General features: G+C 65.0%; 19 protein-coding genes and 1 tRNA gene. 8 read left to right on the top strand and 12 right to left on the bottom strand.

Annotated features, from left to right (window positions below):
* Positions 1–133: 133 nt before the first annotated feature.
* Positions 134–1,252: an aminotransferase class V-fold PLP-dependent enzyme gene (locus ACSS7Z_RS04860; protein ID WP_438253355.1), complete on the bottom strand. Its 1,119-nt coding sequence runs from the start codon at positions 1,250–1,252 to the stop codon at positions 134–136.
* 36 nt (positions 1,253–1,288) lie between these two features.
* A complete protein-coding gene (locus tag ACSS7Z_RS04855; RefSeq protein WP_438253354.1) occupies positions 1,289–2,071 on the bottom strand; it encodes an isoprenyl transferase in 783 nt (260 codons plus the stop codon).
* Between the two features lie 120 nt (positions 2,072–2,191).
* Here ACSS7Z_RS04855 and trhA point away from each other — a divergent pair, with 120 nt between their 5' ends.
* The 3 genes from trhA (at position 2,192) to ACSS7Z_RS04840 (ending at position 4,279) form a co-directional block, all read left to right on the top strand.
* Complete coding sequence (gene trhA / locus ACSS7Z_RS04850; RefSeq protein WP_438253696.1) at positions 2,192–2,896, top strand: PAQR family membrane homeostasis protein TrhA; 705 nt, start codon at positions 2,192–2,194, stop codon at positions 2,894–2,896.
* Between the two features lie 142 nt (positions 2,897–3,038).
* A complete protein-coding gene (locus ACSS7Z_RS04845) occupies positions 3,039–3,512 on the top strand; it encodes an S-ribosylhomocysteine lyase (protein ID WP_438253353.1) in 474 nt (157 codons plus the stop codon).
* Positions 3,512–4,279, top strand: coding sequence for an SDR family NAD(P)-dependent oxidoreductase (locus ACSS7Z_RS04840; protein ID WP_438253352.1), 768 nt, complete (start codon positions 3,512–3,514; stop codon positions 4,277–4,279). Before ACSS7Z_RS04845 ends, ACSS7Z_RS04840 begins: the two co-directional genes overlap by 1 nt.
* Positions 4,280–4,286: 7 nt before the next feature.
* On the opposite strand, the gene ACSS7Z_RS04835 is transcribed toward ACSS7Z_RS04840, so the two are convergent.
* Positions 4,287–4,574, bottom strand: a complete 288-nt coding sequence (locus ACSS7Z_RS04835; RefSeq protein ID WP_438253351.1) for a hypothetical protein — start codon at positions 4,572–4,574, stop codon at positions 4,287–4,289.
* Between the two features lie 68 nt (positions 4,575–4,642).
* Here ACSS7Z_RS04835 and ACSS7Z_RS04830 point away from each other — a divergent pair, with 68 nt between their 5' ends.
* Complete coding sequence (locus ACSS7Z_RS04830; protein WP_438253350.1) at positions 4,643–5,029, top strand: DUF4307 domain-containing protein; 387 nt, start codon at positions 4,643–4,645, stop codon at positions 5,027–5,029.
* 93 nt (positions 5,030–5,122) lie between these two features.
* Positions 5,123–5,611 carry a transcription elongation factor GreA gene (gene greA, locus ACSS7Z_RS04825; protein ID WP_438253349.1) on the top strand — a complete coding sequence of 163 codons (489 nt, stop codon included), beginning with the start codon at positions 5,123–5,125 and terminating at the stop codon, positions 5,609–5,611.
* Here the strand turns inward: greA and ilvA are convergent.
* Both ilvA and ACSS7Z_RS04815 read right to left on the bottom strand, forming a co-directional pair.
* The gene (ilvA, locus tag ACSS7Z_RS04820; RefSeq protein WP_438253348.1) at positions 5,608–6,837 is read right to left on the bottom strand and encodes a threonine ammonia-lyase; all 1,230 of its coding nucleotides are present in this window, start codon (positions 6,835–6,837) and stop codon (positions 5,608–5,610) included. The two genes, greA and ilvA, sit on opposite strands and share 4 nt — an antisense overlap.
* A complete protein-coding gene (locus tag ACSS7Z_RS04815) occupies positions 6,834–8,027 on the bottom strand; it encodes an AI-2E family transporter (RefSeq protein WP_438253347.1) in 1,194 nt (397 codons plus the stop codon). Before ACSS7Z_RS04815 ends, ilvA begins: the two co-directional genes overlap by 4 nt.
* 69 nt (positions 8,028–8,096) lie before the next feature.
* Here ACSS7Z_RS04815 and ACSS7Z_RS04810 point away from each other — a divergent pair, with 69 nt between their 5' ends.
* Positions 8,097–9,356 (top strand): winged helix-turn-helix domain-containing protein, encoded by a 1,260-nt coding sequence (locus ACSS7Z_RS04810; protein WP_438253346.1) that lies wholly within the window; start codon positions 8,097–8,099, stop codon positions 9,354–9,356.
* Positions 9,353–10,237 (top strand): hypothetical protein, encoded by an 885-nt coding sequence (locus ACSS7Z_RS04805; protein ID WP_438253345.1) that lies wholly within the window; start codon positions 9,353–9,355, stop codon positions 10,235–10,237. Before ACSS7Z_RS04810 ends, ACSS7Z_RS04805 begins: the two co-directional genes overlap by 4 nt.
* Positions 10,238–10,249: 12 nt before the next feature.
* On the opposite strand, the gene ACSS7Z_RS04800 is transcribed toward ACSS7Z_RS04805, so the two are convergent.
* The 3 genes from ACSS7Z_RS04800 to ACSS7Z_RS04790 all read right to left on the bottom strand — a co-directional run bounded on the left by ACSS7Z_RS04800 (position 10,250) and on the right by ACSS7Z_RS04790 (position 13,404).
* Complete coding sequence (locus ACSS7Z_RS04800; protein WP_438253344.1) at positions 10,250–10,816, bottom strand: LemA family protein; 567 nt, start codon at positions 10,814–10,816, stop codon at positions 10,250–10,252.
* Between the two features lie 72 nt (positions 10,817–10,888).
* On the bottom strand, positions 10,889–12,202 hold the full coding sequence (locus ACSS7Z_RS04795) for a D-arabinono-1,4-lactone oxidase (RefSeq protein WP_438253343.1): 1,314 nt from the start codon (positions 12,200–12,202) through the stop codon (positions 10,889–10,891).
* Positions 12,199–13,404, bottom strand: coding sequence for an alanine racemase (locus ACSS7Z_RS04790; RefSeq protein ID WP_438253695.1), 1,206 nt, complete (start codon positions 13,402–13,404; stop codon positions 12,199–12,201). Before ACSS7Z_RS04790 ends, ACSS7Z_RS04795 begins: the two co-directional genes overlap by 4 nt.
* Positions 13,405–13,482: 78 nt before the next feature.
* Between ACSS7Z_RS04790 and ACSS7Z_RS04785 the strand changes: the two genes are divergently transcribed.
* Positions 13,483–13,555, top strand: a tRNA-Leu gene (locus ACSS7Z_RS04785).
* 77 nt (positions 13,556–13,632) lie between these two features.
* Here the strand turns inward: ACSS7Z_RS04785 and ACSS7Z_RS04780 are convergent.
* Genes ACSS7Z_RS04780 through ACSS7Z_RS04765 form a run of 4 tightly spaced genes read right to left on the bottom strand, consistent with a single transcriptional unit; the run spans position 13,633 to position 17,578 of the window.
* Positions 13,633–15,153, bottom strand: a complete 1,521-nt coding sequence (locus ACSS7Z_RS04780; RefSeq protein ID WP_438253694.1) for an NAD(P)/FAD-dependent oxidoreductase — start codon at positions 15,151–15,153, stop codon at positions 13,633–13,635.
* 35 nt (positions 15,154–15,188) lie between these two features.
* Positions 15,189–16,517 (bottom strand): S8 family serine peptidase, encoded by a 1,329-nt coding sequence (locus tag ACSS7Z_RS04775; RefSeq protein ID WP_438253342.1) that lies wholly within the window; start codon positions 16,515–16,517, stop codon positions 15,189–15,191.
* Between the two features lie 11 nt (positions 16,518–16,528).
* Positions 16,529–17,047, bottom strand: coding sequence for a DUF501 domain-containing protein (locus ACSS7Z_RS04770; protein WP_438253341.1), 519 nt, complete (start codon positions 17,045–17,047; stop codon positions 16,529–16,531).
* A 36-nt stretch (positions 17,048–17,083) separates the two neighbouring features.
* Positions 17,084–17,578: an FtsB family cell division protein gene (locus tag ACSS7Z_RS04765; RefSeq protein ID WP_438253340.1), complete on the bottom strand. Its 495-nt coding sequence runs from the start codon at positions 17,576–17,578 to the stop codon at positions 17,084–17,086.
* Positions 17,579–17,610: the final 32 nt, after the last annotated feature.

Genomic DNA, 17,610 nt, shown 5'->3' with positions numbered 1-17,610 from the left:
GAGTCGCGGTCCTGACGGCCGACCCGATCGGACACCATGTCCGATGCCTTGACGGTACGACGAGGACCGCATGTGTCCGGCGGGACACGCCCACACGCAGGATTAACCCTGCATGAACCCCCGCTAAACGCCGCTACGCGCCTGGGATGATCGCCGAGCCGATGGCGTCGTCGAGCATCTGCAGTGAGTTGTTACTCGTGCCAGCGTGTGCCGACACCCGCACGGTGGCTCCGCGAGTGGTGGCGACGACCCCGGCATTGGTGAGAGCTGCGGCGAGCGCTGCCGGTGCCTCCGGCGCGAACGCGACGATCCCCGCACGACGCGCAGGATCACGCGGTGTGACCACCGGAATGCCATGCCGCTCGGCGATCTCGAAGATCCGGTCGACGCGTTCGCGAATCGCAGTCTCGATGTTGACGACGCCGGCATCGTGCACGTCGCGAAGGCCGATCGCCAGACGCGCGACGGAAAGCTGGTCGGGTCTGTTGATCTGGTACGCGGCCGCGGATGCTGCCGGCTGCGGCAGCGCGTCGACAGGAAGCCCGCCCTCCACGCCGCCGACCCCTGACAGCACCGGAGCGATACGTTCCCTCGCCTGCGCCGAGAACGAGGCGAAGCCGGTGCCTCGTGCGGCACGCAGCCACTTGTCGCCGTGTCCGACGACGACATCGGCGACCGAGAAGTCGTCGTCGACGATGCCGAACGACTGCACGGCATTCACGATGAGCAACCGGTGGGGTCCGATCACGTCGCGCAGGGCTGCGAGGTCGGCACGGTAGCCGGTGCGGAAGTCGACGTGACTGACGGCGAGTGCGGTCACATCATCGTCCAGGGCCTCGGCGACGACATCCGGGGTGACGAAGGTCTTATCGGGGGTGATCCAGCGTGCAGCGAGTGCGCCAGAGGATGCTTGGGCTGCCCGCTCGAGCGTTACGGCGATGCTCGGGGACTCCGCCGAGGAGGCGATCACCTCGCCGGAGAATCCGTACAGTGCGTGCATCAGGCCGTGGGTTGCCGAGGGCTGCAGGGTGACACGCTCCTGCTCAACGCCGAGCAGTTCCGCTGCGCTTGCGCGCGCCTGATCGGCACGTTCAGCGATCAGCTTCCGGGAGGAGGGTCTACCGCTGCCGAGCAGATCGGCGTCTGCAAAGACCTCCGCGCGGACGGTCGGCGACAGCGGGCCGAAAGCCGCCCAGTCAAGATATCCGGGGTCGCCCTCGAAGGTGGCGAGGTAATCATCGAAAGCACTCACCCTATGAGTGTCCCATGCAAATGCATGGGGCGCAGATCAACGTCCGAAGCGACGATCCCGATCGACATAGTCGCGAATCGCGCGCAAGAAGTCGACCTCGCGCAGATCCGGGCCGAGTGCTTCCACAAAGTAGAACTCGCTGTGCGCACTCTGCCACAGCAGAAAGTCGCTTAAACGCTGCTCGCCACTGGTGCGAATCACCAGATCCGGGTCGGGCTGGCCACCGGTGTACAGGTGCTCGCCGATCATCTCCGGGGTGAGATGTGCGGCCAGGTCTTCTATGGTTCCACCGGATTCGCCGTGCTCGGTGATGATGGAGCGCATCGCATCCACGATCTCATTGCGTCCGCCGTACCCGACGGCAAGGTTCACATGCAGACCGTCATGATCTTTGGTGCGCTCTTCAGCATCGTGCAGCACGCGTGCGAGCTCATTCGGGATGATGTCGCTGCGCCCGACATGCTTGACCCGCCAGCCGCCCTCCTGTGACAGGGCCTCGGCGAGTTCGGCGATGATCTCGATGAGATCCTCGATCTCTTTCGAGTCGCGCTTGATGAGGTTGTCGCTGGAGAGTAGATACAGCGACACAACGCGGACGCCGATCTCATCGCACCAGCCGAGGAACTCGCGCATCTTCGCAGCTCCGGCACGATGACCGTCGGCCGGCGAATCAAAACCCAGCTGCCGAGCCCAGCGCCGGTTGCCGTCGATCATCATTGCGACGTGATGCGGAACGGATGCTGGATCAAGGTGTCGCCGCAGCCGGTTGCCGTACAGCCGGTACAGCAGCCCTCGACCCTCGCTCGTGCGTGCATTCACGTGCCTACGTTATCGCGCCTTGTGCGCTTCAGCTGTGCACCGGGCGGATATGTACACGTAACCGTATGGTGCGCGATCTAGAGTGAACACGTGAGCGCACCCGACACGAACTCTGTACCTGTGCCCCAGCTTCCGCTGCTGGAGGTCGCGGCCGCAGATGCCGCCGTCGAGGTCAAACCGAGTTGGCGGGGCTGGCTGCACGCCGGCACGTTCCCGGTGGCGATCGTAGCCGGGATCGTGTTGATCGTGCTGGCGGAGGGAGCCCCCGCTAAGTGGGCCGCGGCCGTGTTCATGGCCAGTTCGCTGCTGCTGTTCGGGAACTCCGCGCTGTATCACCGCTTCGACTGGGGTCCGAAGACCAAGCTGATCCTCAAGCGCATCGACCACGCGAACATTCTGCTGCTGATCGCGGGCACCTACACACCCCTGGCTGTGAACGCGCTCGTCCCCGAAAAGGGCTCGCTGCTGCTCATCCTGGTCTGGAGCGGAGCGCTGCTGGGCATTCTGTTCCGGGTGTTCTGGATCAACGCACCCCGATGGCTGTACGTCGCGCTGTACCTCGTCTTGGGCTGGGCGGCCGTGATGTACATGGTGGATCTCCTGCAGGCGAATGTGGCCATGATGTTGCTCGTCTGCGTCGGTGGTCTGCTCTACACCGGCGGCGCCGTTGTCTACGCACTGAAGAAGCCGAACCCCTGGCCGGGACACTTCGGGTTCCACGAGATCTTTCACCTCTGCACGGTGCTGGCGTTCCTGTGCCACTGGACCGCCTGCCTCCTCATCTCGATCGCACCGTACTCACCCTCGCTCGGCCTCCCCGGTTGAGATCGATGGCCCGTTGAGATCGATGGCCCGGTTGTCCACCGGCGAAGCAACGGTGCGTAACAGGATGTGATCTGCGGCCATATCCGCGGCTAGGTTCTTTGTGCACCCGGAAGGTGTGCTGAGAACACGCAAGGAGAACACCATGGCTGACGTCGCAAGCTTCGCCCTCGACCACACCGCTGTGCACGCGCCCTATATCCGGCGCATCGCGGTGGAGACAGGTCCGCGAGGCGATGCAATCTCGAATTTCGATGTGCGTTTCGTCCAGCCCAATGCCGGTGAGATCCCGACGGCGGGGCTGCACACGATCGAGCATGTGCTCGCCAGCGTGCTGCGCGATCATCTGGACGGCGTGATCGACATCTCCCCCTTCGGCTGCCGTACCGGCTTTCACCTGATCACCTGGGGGGAGCCCGCAGTAACTGACGTTGCCCGGGCAGTCCGCACCGGACTCACCGCCATCGCTGATGAGATCACCTGGGACGATGTGCCCGGCGTCGACGCGGTCAGCTGCGGAAACTACCGCGATCACAGCCTGCACAGCGCGCGGGAGTGGTCCAAGCACATCCTTGCTCAGGGCATCAGCCTCGACGCGTTCGCGCGCGTTGGAGTGTGATGTTCGACGAACTACGCAACCGTGTCGTCTTCGTCAGCGGCGCAGGCAGCGGTATCGGAGCTGGAATCGTCGACGCCTTCCTCGCTGAGGGTGCGACCGTCATCGGTGCCGACCTGACGCTGCCCGCCGGGGTGCACCAAATCGCTGAGCGAGAGTGGGCGGTCAATCTCGACGTCAGTGACGAGCACGCTGTCGAGGAGGTGCTGGATGCCATCACCGACCGCATCGGCACGATCGACGTCGCCGTCACCGCCGCCGGAACCTCGACGTTGGGCTTTGCCACCGAGACCACGGGCTCAGATTGGGACCGCAACCTTGATGTCAACGCGAAGGGCTCGTTCCTAGTCGCTCGAGGCGTATCACGTCGGCTTCTGGAGCAGGAGCGCACCGGCCGCATCGTCTTCATCGCCTCGCAGGCCGGAAAGAACGGCTACCGGGGAATGACCGCCTACGTGGCCTCGAAGCATGCCGTACTGGGCGTGACCAAAACGATGGCTGTGGAACTGGCGCCGCACGGCATCACCGTCAATGCGATCTGCCCCGGCATCATCGAGACACCGATGAAGCACCGCGAACGCGTCGAGGGAGGAGCCATCCGTGGGATGAGCGCGGAAGAGGTCGCCGCCGAGGATCGCTCTCAGGTGCCATTGGGACGTACCGGCACCGTGCACGATGTCGCGGGTGTCGCACTATTCCTGGCCAGCGACCTGGCAAGTTACATGACCGGCCAGGGACTCAATGTCACCGGCGGCATGACAATGCACTGACGCCGGTTCAGCGACCGGGATCGCTCGTCGGCTGCTCGCCATCGGACGCCGCATCATCGGCACCCGCGGCGGCGGATGCCTCGCCTGCTGCCTGCTCGGCATCCAACTCTTCACGCACCTCTTCGCGGTAGCGCACGCGGCGCACGCGGCGATTCATGTCCCAGATGAGCAGCACGACGGCGATCAGCACGATGACGATCACCGCGAATCCGAGGGGGCCGGGGGTGACCGAGTTGGGATCGACGGTCATCGACGGCGTCGGCATCGGGGTTTCTGCTCCGAACAGCACCATCATGTGTCCACCTCTCGTTCGCAGGTCGCGTACCCTGGAACTACCAGCCTAACGACCGAAAGACCTTCCCTGTGACGACCGCGCTCGAGCTTGACGAACGGTACGGCCGCACGCGCTCTCCGCGTGCGCTGTGGATCATCGGTGCCGTGGTCGCTGTGATCGTCATCATCATCGCCAGCTGGATGACCATCGACCAGTCGATGGACTCTGTCGTGGCTGACGACTTGGGCTTCGAAGTCGTCGATGAGCACAGCGTCCTGCTGCACTTTCAGGTGACCGAGCCGCAGGGCAGAGACGTCGTCTGCGCTGTCGAGGCACTGGATGAAGAGTTCGGTGTTGTCGGCTGGAAAGTGCTGGAAATTCCTGCCGATGGCAGCCACAGTCAGCGTCTGAGCACAGTCATTCCCACTGTTTCGGAAGCGACAACAGGTTTGGTTAACACCTGCTGGGTCGCATAGAATCCCCTGAGACGACCGACGCCCTGGCCAACTGCCGGGGCGTCTTGGCTTATCCCCACCGCCCTGAAGGGCGTTCGCACAAAGGAGCACGCTGTGTCCACAGACGCTCAGGTACCTTTCCTCACGCAGGAAGCCTACGATCGACTCGTCGCCGAGCTCGAGCATCTCTCAACGTTCGGCCGTGACGAGATCGCGAAACGCATTGAAGCGGCTCGCGAAGAAGGCGACCTCAAAGAGAACGGCGGCTATCACGCTGCCAAGGATGAGCAGGGCAAGCAGGAGGCCCGCATCCGCACTCTCGAGGCACTACTGAAGACCGCCAAGGTCGGCGAAGTTCCGGAGAGCCGCGGCATCGTGGAACCCGGAACCGTCGTCACTGCTGTCGTCGCAGGGGGCGAAGAGGTCTTCCTTCTCGGCAGCCGCGAGATCGCCGGTGGCACCGAGCTGGACGTATACAGCGAGGCCAGCCCGCTGGGCCAGGCGATCCTCGGCCTCAAGGTCGGCGCGAAGACCAGCTATGAGGCTCCCAGCGGCAAGAACATCTCGGTCCAGGTGACCAAGGTTGAGACTTTCGCCGGTTAGTCCGGAATGACCTCCGGGTCATAACCCGCGTGGCGGAGCGTATCGAGCGTGAGTTCGGTGTGCTCCGCCCCGCGCGTCTCAATGCTCAGCTGCAGGCTCACCTGGCTGATCTGCAGACCCTGCCCGTGTCTGGTGTGCATGACCTCCATGACGTTGGCACCTGCCTGCGAGACGAGCTCAGAGACGCGTGCCAGTTGTCCGGGACGATCAGGCAGCGGGATGCGGATGGTCAGGTAACGTCCGGATGCCGCGAGCCCGTGCGATACTACGCGCTGAAGCAGCAGCGGGTCGATGTTTCCGCCGGAGAGCACCACAAGAGTTTTTCCCGTTCCGGAGACCTTCCCGGCGAGGATCGCGGCCACTCCGACCGCTCCGGCGGGTTCTGCCACGACCTTCGCCTGCTCGAGCAGGATGAGGATCGCGCGGGCGATGTCGTCGTCGGTCACTGTGACGACTTCGTCGACGAGGTCCTTGATGACCGCGAAGGGCACATCTCCTGGCTTTGCGACCAGGATGCCATCGGCAATGGTCGGCTGCGTCTGGATCTCGACGGGATGCCCCGCTGCCAGCGACGGCGGCATCGCCGCTGCGTTCTCCGCCTGCACGCCGATGATGCGAACAGTGCGGCCGATTCGTGCCGCTGCGGCCTTGGCTGCGGCGGCAACTCCGGCGATGAGTCCGCCTCCGCCGATTCCGACGAGGATCGTGTCGATATCCGGGGCATCCTCGATCAGTTCGAGACCGAGCGTGCCCTGACCGATCATGATGTCGCGGTGGTCGAAAGGATGAATCATGACGGCGCCGGTGCGCTCGGCGAATTCTGCCGCCAGGCGCAGCGATGTGGCGACCGTCTCCCCCTCGAGCACTACCTCAGCGCCGTATCCGCGGGTAGCGAGGAGCTTCGGTACCGGCACGCCCAGCGGCATGAAGATCGTTGCAGAGATCCCCAGCGCCTGCGCTGCGAGTGCGACGCCCTGCGCGTGGTTTCCCGCGGATGCGGCCACGACACCGCGTGAGCGCTCTTCTGCGGTCAGCTGAGAGAGTCGGTATGCAGCACCACGGATCTTGAACGACCCCGTGCGCTGCAGGTTCTCCATCTTCAGCACGACCGGATCGCCGAGAATGTCCGACAACGCCCTGGAGGGCAGCGTCGGCGTGTGCGAGATTACTCGCTCCAGCCCCCGTGCGGCTTCCTCGAACTCGGCCAGACTGGGGACTGCACTCATGTATTCCTCCGTCGCCGCTCCCGCGGCACTGTACTCCAGATCAGATCGCCCGCAGGCTGTCGTCCAGTCTTCCACGATCCCGTGCTGAGGGTTACCGCGACCACGTTCACGAAGGCTGCCAGCGGCACGGCGAACAGCGCACCGGGGATGCCGGCGATCATCGATCCTCCGGCGACGACGAGCACGACGGCCAACGGATGCACCTTGACGGCGGACCCCATCAGGATCGGCTGCAGAATGTGGCCCTCCACCTGTTGCACGCCGATTACGACGACAAGCATCCAGAAGGCGTTCCACGGGTCGTTGTACACCAGCGCGAGGAAGACGGCCACAGCGCCCGTAGCCACGGCACCGACGATCGGGATGAACGCACCGAGGAACACGAGCACGGCCACAGGAATCGCTAGGGGCACGCCGAGCAGGAAGGCGCCGAGGCCGATGCCGATCGAGTCGATCGTCGCCACCAGCAGTTGAGTCTTGGCGTAGTTGACGACCGTGCGCCAGCCATTGCGCGCGGCCGCATCGACTGCAGGACGCGCGTCCCGCGGGAACAGCTTCGTCGTCCATTTCCAGATCCCGCCGCCGTCGGCGAGCAAGCAGATGAGGACGAAGGCGGTGAGCAGAGTGCCGACGAGCACGTGCCCGGCGGTGGAACCGATGGCGAGCGCACCGGACCAGAGCAGCTGCGCTTGCTCCTGAATCAGCGTCCATGCCTGACCCAGGTACTCGGCGATATCGGATTCGGTCAGATGCAGCGGACCGTTGATGAGGTATTGGCGGAACTCCTCGATGGCCTCAGCGGTACGCGCCTGAACCTCAGGCCACTCGCGCCCCACCTGCCACCCGACCAGCCACATGAGCCCCACCACGATCGCGAGCGTGCCGAGCAGCGCGATGACGATCGCGAGCCAGCGCGGGAAGTGCCTGCGCAGCATCAGGTCGAACGCGGGCCACAGCAGCGCTGTGATGAGGATGCCCACCAGCAACGGGATCACGAGGAGTTTGAGCTGGATGATGACCCAGATGAAAACACCGGCGGCGGCGGCGATCAGCAACAGACGCCACGCGTATCCGGCGGCGACCCGTAGCGACAGCGGCACCGGCTGGTCTGCTTCCGTGCTGATCGTGCGCTCCGTGGGCATACGGCTCCACAGCAGATCGCGCTTGCGTGGGCGGTGCTCATCCGTCATGTCGTCATTCTAGTTGTGCACCTGTGCGGTTTCTGCGTGCATGTCCGAGCCGGACGATACGCTGACCAGATGGTCGAGACCCTCACTGCGACACAGGCTCGTCGGATTGCGCTTGCCGCCCAGGGCTTCACTCGGCGGCGTCCATCCGCCGAAGTCTCTGCCCGTCATCTGCACACCGCGATGAAACGCCTCGGAGTGCTGCAGATCGATTCGGTGAACGTCTTTGCGCGCAGCCACTACCTGCCGCTGTTCTCGCGGCTAGGCGCTTATGACCCGGCGTTGCTCGATCGGGTCTTCCTGTCGCGCACCACGCACTACGTGGAATATCTCGCGCATGAGGCGACGTTTGTGCCTGTCGAGGACTGGCCGCTCTGGCAGTTCCGAATGGATGACTTTCGTCGGCGGTGGGAGACCGACCCCGATTCCTGGCTGAATCAGAACGCCCGCACGATCGCCTGGGTGAAAGACGAGCTGCGTACGCGCGGCCCCCTGCGCCCGGCCGAGCTTCGAGCGGATGCGCCGCGAGAGCGCGGCGCCTGGTGGGATTGGGACGAGGTCAAGAACGCTCTGGAACATCTGTGGCGCATCGGCGATGTCGCCGTCAGCGGACGACAGGGTTTCGAGCGTCGGTATGCGCTGGCGGAGCAGGAGATCCCGGCTGAGGTGCGTGAGCGCACCGTTTCCCGCGATGAGGCGATTCGCGAGTTGGTGCGCCGCGCTGCCCGCTCTTCCGGCGTCGCCACCGAAGCCGACTTCGGCGACTATTACCGCATCCGTGACCGCCCGGCCGTGCGCCGGGCGATCGACGAACTCGTCAGCAGCGCCGAGCTCATTCCCGTGCAGGTACGCGGTTGGGAGCGCGGCGGCTCCCCTGTGCCGACCTGGATGCATCAAGACGCTGTGCTTCCCCGTCGCGTGGATGCCGCGGCAATTCTCTCGCCGTTCGACCCGGTGGTCTGGTTCCGCGAGCGCGCGCTGCGCGCATTCGACCTGGACTATCGGATCGAGATCTATGTGCCTGCGCACAAGCGGCGCTTCGGCTACTACTCACTGCCGGTCCTGGTCGGTGACCGCATCGTCGCGCGGGTCGATCTCAAAGCCGATCGGGCGACATCCACCCTGCAGGTGCAGTCCGCCTGGTGGGAGCCGCAGGCGCGGCCCGACGACGCCGACCCCATCGCTCGGGAACTGGCGTTGGCGGCGCGGTGGCAGGGCCTCGACAACGTGTCTGTATCGGGTTGGGGCAACGCCGCCGAGACTCTGGCCGGGGCGCTCCACGTCGAGCGTGGCCATGTCCAGCGCCACGTGCATGCGCGGGAATCCGCATGAGGTCTCGCACGGTCTGGATTGTCGTAATAGCGGCCGCTGTCCTCGTGGCGGCTGGTCTGAGCTGGTTCTTCCTCGCTCGTGGTTCGAGTGCCGAAGATCACGCCGAAGCGTACTTCCAAGCCCTCGCAGACGGCGATCTTCCGGCCGTACGAACGGCCGGTGTCATCGTCGATGAGCAGGCGGCAGCAGCCTTCCTCGCGGCCGCCGAGCACCTGAGTGACGTATCGGTGTCACCGCTGTCCGAAGAGACCTCCTCCGCAACCGTGGCGGTCTCCTACCGCCTGGCAGCCCAGGAGTACGACACCGAGCTGACACTGCTTCGCGATGGCGAGCGCTGGGTTCCGGAGCCCGCCTCGGCGCTGGGCGCTGTCACCACCAACGCGCCGCTCGCGATCGGCGATGCCGTGCTCCAGCACGGCATCGAGATCACGCTGCTGCCGGCGGCGTACACCGCGGTCGCGGCGCCAAGCGCCTTCCTCGCGGGCGGAACGACGTTCGCTGTCCTTCCCGGAAGCTCCGAAGACATCGAGATCGACGCAACGCTTCGCCCCGAAGCATCCGTTCTCGCCCAGGAAGAGCTCGACGACTATGCGGCGTCCTGCACCGTCAGCAGCACGGTGCTGCCGGCGTCCTGCGGCATTGTCATCCCCTGGGCTGCTGATTTCACGTCAGTCAGCGAGTTCAGCTACCGCGTCGAGAAGTCGCCGCAGATCACGATCTCGCGCACCGATTTTCGTGCCGAAGGCGGCGAGCTGATCGCCACGGTCACCGGCACGGCACCAGACGGCTCGAACGCGACGCGTACCTACCGGACAACCACCTGGTCATTGCGAGGGGACGTGTCGTTCACCGCGGATGACATTGTGCTCTCGGTATGGTGAGCCCTTTGCGTGTCAGAACTGCACGCGGGGAGGCTCCGCGATCGCGGCGCTATCGGCAACTTCGAAGAATTCGCGCTCGGTGAAGCCGAGACCACGAGCGAACAGGTTGTTCGGGAAGACTTTGATCTTGGTGTTCAGCTCGCGCACACCGCCGTTGTAAAAGCGGCGGGCGGCCTGAACCTTGTCCTCGGTGTCCACGAGCGCGTGCTGCACCTGGAGGAAGTTCTGACTCGCCTGCAGCTGCGGATACGCCTCGGCGACGGCGAACAGGCTCTTCAGCGCCTGCTGCAGGTGACCTTCGGCGATGCCTGCTTCACCGGGCCCCGTAGCGGAAAGTGTTTCCGCACGAGCGCGCGTGACGTTCTCGAAGACGGCCTTCTCATGTGAGGCATAGCCCTTGACCGTCTCGATGAGATTCGGGATCAGATCTGCGCGGCGTTTCAGCTGCACGGTGATGCCGCTCCACGCTTCGTCGACGCGCACATTCAGCTGAACGAGAGAGTTGTACGTCGCCCAGAGGTAGATGCCGACCAGCACCACTACCGCAACGACGATCAGAACCGGAATGAGCCATTCCATGGCGCTTTACCCCCTAGAGCCGAATTTCTTTTCATACTATCTACGCTGTCTGCGTGAGAACTGGATGCTCCGTCAGGCACCGAGCACGCGATCCAGATAGCTGTTCGCGAACCGGCGCTCCGGGTCCCAGCGGTCGCGAAGGGCGACGAAATCGTCAAAACGCGGATACTTCTCGCGCAGTTGTTCGGCGTCGAGCGTGTGCAGCTTGCCCCAGTGCGGACGACCGCCGTATTCCAGACAGATCTTCTCAATCGCGGAGAAATACTCAGTCGGGTCCGTCCGCCAGTAGCGATGGACTGCGAGATAAGCACTGGCCCGGTCGTAGGCCGTGGACAGCCAGCGGTCATCAGCCGCGGCGAATCGCACTTCGATCGGGAACTCGATCTTCCATCCGCGCTGAGCGATCAACTGCTGAACCGCGCGAAAGGCCGGAACGATGTTCTCCGCTGGCAGCGCGTACTCCATCTCGCGAAAACGTACGGTGCGGCGCTGCGTCAGCACCGTATGCGAGCGATCGATGTAGTCGCGATCGCCGGTGAGTTTTACCGCCAGCCTGCTGATCGGCGGCGTTATCGCCGGGATCAGGCCTCCGGCGGCGCACGTCACGCGATACACGCCGTTAGACAGCAGCGTCTCATCGACCCAGCGTCCGATCCGGGGCAGCGGATGCCGTCGTGCTGACTCCGGCAGTCTCGTCTGTCGTTTAGTCAGGGCGACATCGGTATGCGGGAACCAGTAGAACTCGAAATGATCGGATGCTGTCACCCACTCATCCAGCGACGCGAGAACATCCTCGAGCGGTAGCGGCTCATCGATTGCATGCATGAGGAATGCCGGCACGCACTGCAGCGTCACATCGACGAGAATTCCCAGAGCGCTGAGGCCGAGAGCAACCGCCGGCAGCATCTCAGCGTGCTCGGACTCGCTGACGCGCAGGAACTCGCCCTCCGCCGTGATCAGCGTCGCCGCGACGACCTGACCTGCCAGACCACGAAACCCTGCTCCGGTGCCGTGCGTGCCGGTGGATATCGCTCCTGCAATGGATTGACGATCGATATCGCCCAGGTTCTCCATCGCGAGCCCGTGCGCCGCGAGCAACCGGGGAATGCGGTGAAGTCGGGTGCCGGCCAGCAGCGTCACGCGCGAGCGCGTCGCATCGACGGAAACCAGCCCCTGCAGATCATCAAGCTCGAGCAGCACGCCTGGCGCAACGGCGATACCGGTGAAACTGTGGCCGGCACCAACAGCCTTGATCGGCAGATTCTGGGCGATGGCGGCCTGGACGGCGCGCTGCACTCCCTCGGGCGTGCGCGGTCGTTCGACCCGCGCCGGACGAATCTGCGCGCAACGCCCCCAGTTCTGCCAGACGCCACCAGGACGAGTCACAAAAAGGCCTTCCCCTCGCCGCGATAGGTGGGAAGCTCCTCGATCACGTCGCTGCCCGAGACGACGTGATACGCGTTCACGCGCTCAGCAGGTTCCCCGCTCTTGGCGTGCCGGAACCAGACGCGATCACCGATCCGCAGGGTTCGCGCATTGTCGCCCTGCAGTGGAGTCTGCACTTCCCCTGCCGCTTCTCTGGACAGCATCCGCAAGCCCTCCGGCCACACCGCTCGGGGTTGCCGTGATGCGACCGCCGGGCCCGAGGCGATCCAGCCGCCCCCGAGTACCGTGGCGATATCGGGGGTGGGACGGCGCACGACATCGAAGGCGAAGGCGCTGGCCGGTGCCGGGCGGAACGAACGGTAGCCGTCGAACAGGTGCCCGCCCAGCAGACCGCTGCCGGCTGAGGCCTCGGTGACGGACTCATCACTTCCAGTGAATTCCAGCGAGCCGGTTCCTCCGCCGTTGAGGAACTCCAGCGGTGCGAGATCGGTGAGGGCATCCGCAATCTCTGCACGACGGATGCGCAGCTCACGGCTCGAGCGCGACTGCATCATGCGGATGATCTGGGCGTCAGAGCCATTGTCTCCCTGACCAGCGATCTGCGCCTCGTACATCTGCAGGCCAACGAGCCGGAATCCGGGACGGCCGAGGATCGTGCGGGCAAAAGCGGTGACCTCGGCTGCGGTGAACAGAGGGGAACGACGGACACCGATGTGCCCGAGTGCGGCGGAACGCCACGATGCGTCGGCATCGATGGCCACCCGGATCGTCTCGCGCTGAGATGGCGCTGCAATGCTGTCGATGAGGTCGAGGTGCGCTACGTCATCAACCATGAGCGCGATGCGCGATGCTGCCTGTTCGTCGTGCACCAGCCGCGACAGCCCTGCACGATCGACCGTCGGATAGCCGAGCACGATGTCATCGTAGGTTTCGGAGAGCCAGAGCGCCTCGGCGAGCGAGAACGACAGGATGCCCCGGTATCCGGGCAGCCTCAGCACTGCGTCGAGCACGCCGCGCACCCGCACGGATTTCGATGCGACACGAATCGGGATGCCCCCGGAGCGCACCAGCAGGTCCATCGCATTGTGGCGCAGAGCATCGAGGTCGATGACGGCGACAGGCGCAGCGAGGTGGGCGGTGGCATCCGAGAGCCTCGGCCACCAGCGGGCAGGATGCTCCCAAGCACGGTGGTCTGCGGACATCGGTGTCGCGGTGAGGTCGAGCACTCCCCCACCCTACGACGTCTGCGCAGCTCACGCGCAGATAAGCTGGTCAGACGCGCCCCCATATCCCAATGGCAGAGGAAGGCGACTTAAAATCGCTACAGTCTGGGTTCGAGTCCCAGTGGGGGCACCGGTGGCCGCACAGCTCGAGAACGCAGAAACCGCCCTTCCGATTGCTCGGGAAGGACGGTTTCTGCGTTTTCGATGCTACTTCGCGGGCTGTTCCGTCTTCGCAGGAGCCTTCTTGGCCGCGGGCTTCTTCGCAGGAGCCTTCTTCACGGCCGGCTTCGCAGCGGCAGCTGCGGCGGTTTCGGTCGGCTTCGCCGGCTGAGCGGGCTTTGCTGCGTCAGCAAACTTCGCTGCGTCTGCGGGCTTCGCGGTGGCCGCAGGCGCGGCATCCGCTGCCGGACGCGGACGCGATGCGAACTCTTCGAAGAACGCACGTGGCTGCTGAACCTTCTCGAGGTTCACGATGTCGCGGTCGAGCCACAGGTTGTTCCACCAGCCCCACAGCACGCGCCACTTGCGCTCCCACGACGGCATTGCGAGACCGTGGTAGCCACGGTGCGCAACCCACGCGAGGAAGCCCTTGAGAGCGAACTTGCCGGACTGGAAGACACCGGTGCCGAGGCCGAGGCCAGCAACAGCGCCGAGGTTCTTGTGCACGTAGTTCACCGGCTCCTCGCCGCGAAGCACGGCGATGAGGTTCTTGGCGAGACGCTTGGCCTGGCGCACCGCGTGCTGTGCGTTGGGAACGCAGAAGCCGCCGACGCCTCCACCGGTCAGGTCGGGAACAGCCGACACGTCACCAGCGGTCCATGCGCCTTCGACGACCGCGCCATCAGCGTCAACGACGCGCAGCGTCGCCTCAGCCCGGATGCGTCCGCGTTCTTCGGTCGGCAGATCGCCGGCACGCACCACCTGCGGGTTGGCCATAACTCCGGCCGTCCACACGATGATGTCGCTGGGGATGACCTCGCCGGTGGAGAGTTCGACGTTGCCGCCGACCGCACCGGTCACCTGCGTGTCGAGGTGGACGTTCGCGCCGCGCTTAGCGAGGTCCTTGAGGACCCACTCGCTGGTCGGGAGCGAAACCTCGGGCATGATGCGCCCCATCGCCTCGACGAGGTGGAAGTGCGTCTCGTCGAAGGTGAGCTGCGGGTAGCGCTTGAGCAGGGCGGATGCGAACGAGCGCAGCTCCGCGAAGGTCTCAATGCCCGCGAAGCCACCGCCGACGACGACGACCGTCAGCAGTCGCTCACGCTCGGGGCCGGCCGGCATCGAAGCAGCCTTGTCGAAGTTCGACAGCAGCTTGTCGCGAACCCAGACTGCCTCTTCGATCGACTTCATGCCGATCGCGTTGTCAGCGATGCCGGGGATCGGGAAGGTGCGAGAGACAGAGCCCGCGGTGACGACGATCTGGTCGTACGCGAACTCGTATGCGTCGCCCTCTGCCGGGGTGATCGTGGCAACCTTGTTCGCGTGGTCGATCTTGGTGACCTTCGCGGCGATCACATTCGTGCGCTTGAGGTGACGGCGTGTGGCGACCACCGCATGGCGCGGTTCGATCGATCCTGCAGCCACCTCCGGCAGGAACGGCAGGTATGTCATATACGGAAGCGGGTCGACAACCGTCACTTCGGCTTCACGCTTGCGGAGCTGCTTTTCGAGCTTCCATGCAGTATAGAAACCCGCGTAGCCGCCACCGACGATCAGAATCTTGGGCACAGTGCTGTTCTCGGGCACAGTTGGGAAACTCCTAATCAGGGTGCTGGCGTGCGAGATTTGCGCGCCGATCGGATGAGCCGGGCAGCTGCGGTGACGCCTAGCCCGACAAGAATACCAGGGACTGTGAGTGCGATCAGCGGAAGGGTACCGTAGCGCAGCGATTCAGCGCTGGGAAGCAGCGGCGAACCCGGAGTCGTCGGCGCCTCGGCGGCAGGCAGCGGCTCAACCTCGATGGGCGTGACTTCCGGCTGTGGCAAAGGATCCGCCTCCGCGCGACGGTACAGCCGAATCCACTCGGCAAGATCCCCCATCGGGTTTTCATCGACCAGCGGAACCGATTCCGACACGGCGGCTGCTGCGTCCAGGAGTCCGTATCCGTAGAGCGGGTCAGGAAGTTCTTCGATCTCATCGACCTTGATCGCCGTCTTGATGATGCGGTTGATCACGTTCGCGGCATCCAATTCGGGGTGCGCAGCACGAACGAGTGCGGCAGCCCCTGCCACGATCGGAGCTGCCCCACTCGTGCCGCGCCACGGTGTCAGCGTGCCGTCCGCGAGGATGCCGATCAGCCCCTCGCTCGGCGCTGAGATGCCGATCGTGATGCCCTGGGTTGATGCCTCAACACTCGCGGTACCGGTCTGATCGACGCCGCCGACGGTGAGCACGCCCGGGATCGTCGCGGGCGCACCGACGACTCCGGTGCCGCTGGCACGGTTGCCGGCGGCAACGACCACGACGACGTCGTGCTCGTAGGCATAGAGGAAAGCCTCATCCCAGCTTTCGTCCCAGTCAAGCGTGTTCGTGGTGAGCGACATGTTGATGATGTCTGCGCCGTGATCAACAGCCCAGCGGATGCCGGTGGCAATCTGCTCGCTGAACGGCACGGCCGCCGCGGCGCCGAAACCGACCGAGATCGACAGCAGATTCGCCTCCGGGGCAACGCCGATCATGCCTGTGCCGTCAGCTTTTCCGCGGCCGGCCGCGACAGATGCGACCAGTGTGCCGTGATTGCTGTCGATCGCTCCGACGGGGGTGCGGCCGTCTGGTGTGCCGCTTCCGGAAACGTCGATGCCATCGATGACCGCGTCACCGAAGACGCCGGGCACCTTGCCGATCCCGGTATCGATGATGGCGATCGTGACGCCTTTACCGCGTGTGGTGTGCCACGCTTCGCGAATTCCAGCGCCGTCGAGCCAGTACTCGGTCGCACGCACCGGATCGGTGGGATCATCCGGGATCGGCGGCGGCGTCGAGGTGGGACTCGGACTTGGGCTCGGCGCGGGTGTCGAAGTCGGCGTAGCCGCAGCCCCGATGAGCAGAACAGATGCCGCCACCGCTGCGAAGGCAACGGTGTTTCGCAGCATCGTCGGCAGCTTCATCCGCCTGCGACTCCCGGTTCCTCGCACTGGCAGCGCTCAGGCGACCAGCTCGAGCGCGCGAGCGCCGCGTCACCGATCGGGTTCACGCCGGAACCGGCGGCGAGAGCGTGACCGGCCAGCGCATGCAGGCACTTCACCCGCGTGGGCATCCCGCCGGCCGAGATGCCATCGATCTCGGGCACCGCGCCGAACTGGGCGCGATCTGCCTGATAAGCCTCGTGAGCGGCCTGGTATGCGGCGGCGACATCCTCGTCGTCGAGAAGCGCAGCGAGCTCGGGCATCACGAGGGTGGCTTCAAGCGTCGACATCGCGGCGGTGGCCGCGGGATGCGTCAGGTAGTAGAACGTCGGAAACGGCGAACCGTCCGGCAAACGCGGGCTGGTGGCGACCACGGTGGGGTTGCCGCAGATGCAACGCGCGGCGATGCCGATGACACCGCGAGCCGGCCGACCGAGCTGGGTCGAGACCACGTGGATTTCGGCAGGGGTGGGCGGGGTGAAAGGCGGTGTCGTCACCATCCCAGCCTACGGGAGCAGATGCTGTGCAAACCCCTATTGAGCTGCACTCGCCGTGGCGGCGAGGCCTGCTCCGGCGATCGTGCGCAGGAGCTGCGGCATCCAGTCGGTTGGTGTCTCTTCGAGCTCATCGCTGACCGGAGTCTGCTCGGCGGGAAGCGACGCAGGATCCAGGTCGTTATCGACGAGATAGACGACCTCGCCCGGTCTGACGTAGTAGAGCCGCTCGCGCGCCTGGGTTGTGATGTACGCCGGGTCGTCCCAGCGTTCGCGCTCTTGTTCGAGCGCTTTGATCTCATCGTCGCTGACCTGAACGGCTACTTCGAGCGCCGCGATCTTCTGCCGCTGGTCGATGTAGGTGCCCAGGGTCGGCACGAGCACCCACGCCCCCAGGACCACGAGCGAGAGCATGATCACCATGAACCCGGACAGTCGGATGCCAGATGCCCACTCCCGCACATCGACCTGGGCCGATGTCGTCCGCGCCCGCGCCGTCCGGGGACGAGAAGGGGGAGCCTGACGCTGTGCCATGGCTCCCCCTCTCGTCTTACTGCTTCAGCTGT

The organism is Microbacterium wangyouchuni, assembly GCF_051546305.1.
Classification (GTDB): domain Bacteria; phylum Actinomycetota; class Actinomycetes; order Actinomycetales; family Microbacteriaceae; genus Microbacterium.
This window is presented reverse-complemented; position numbering and strand designations above follow the sequence as displayed.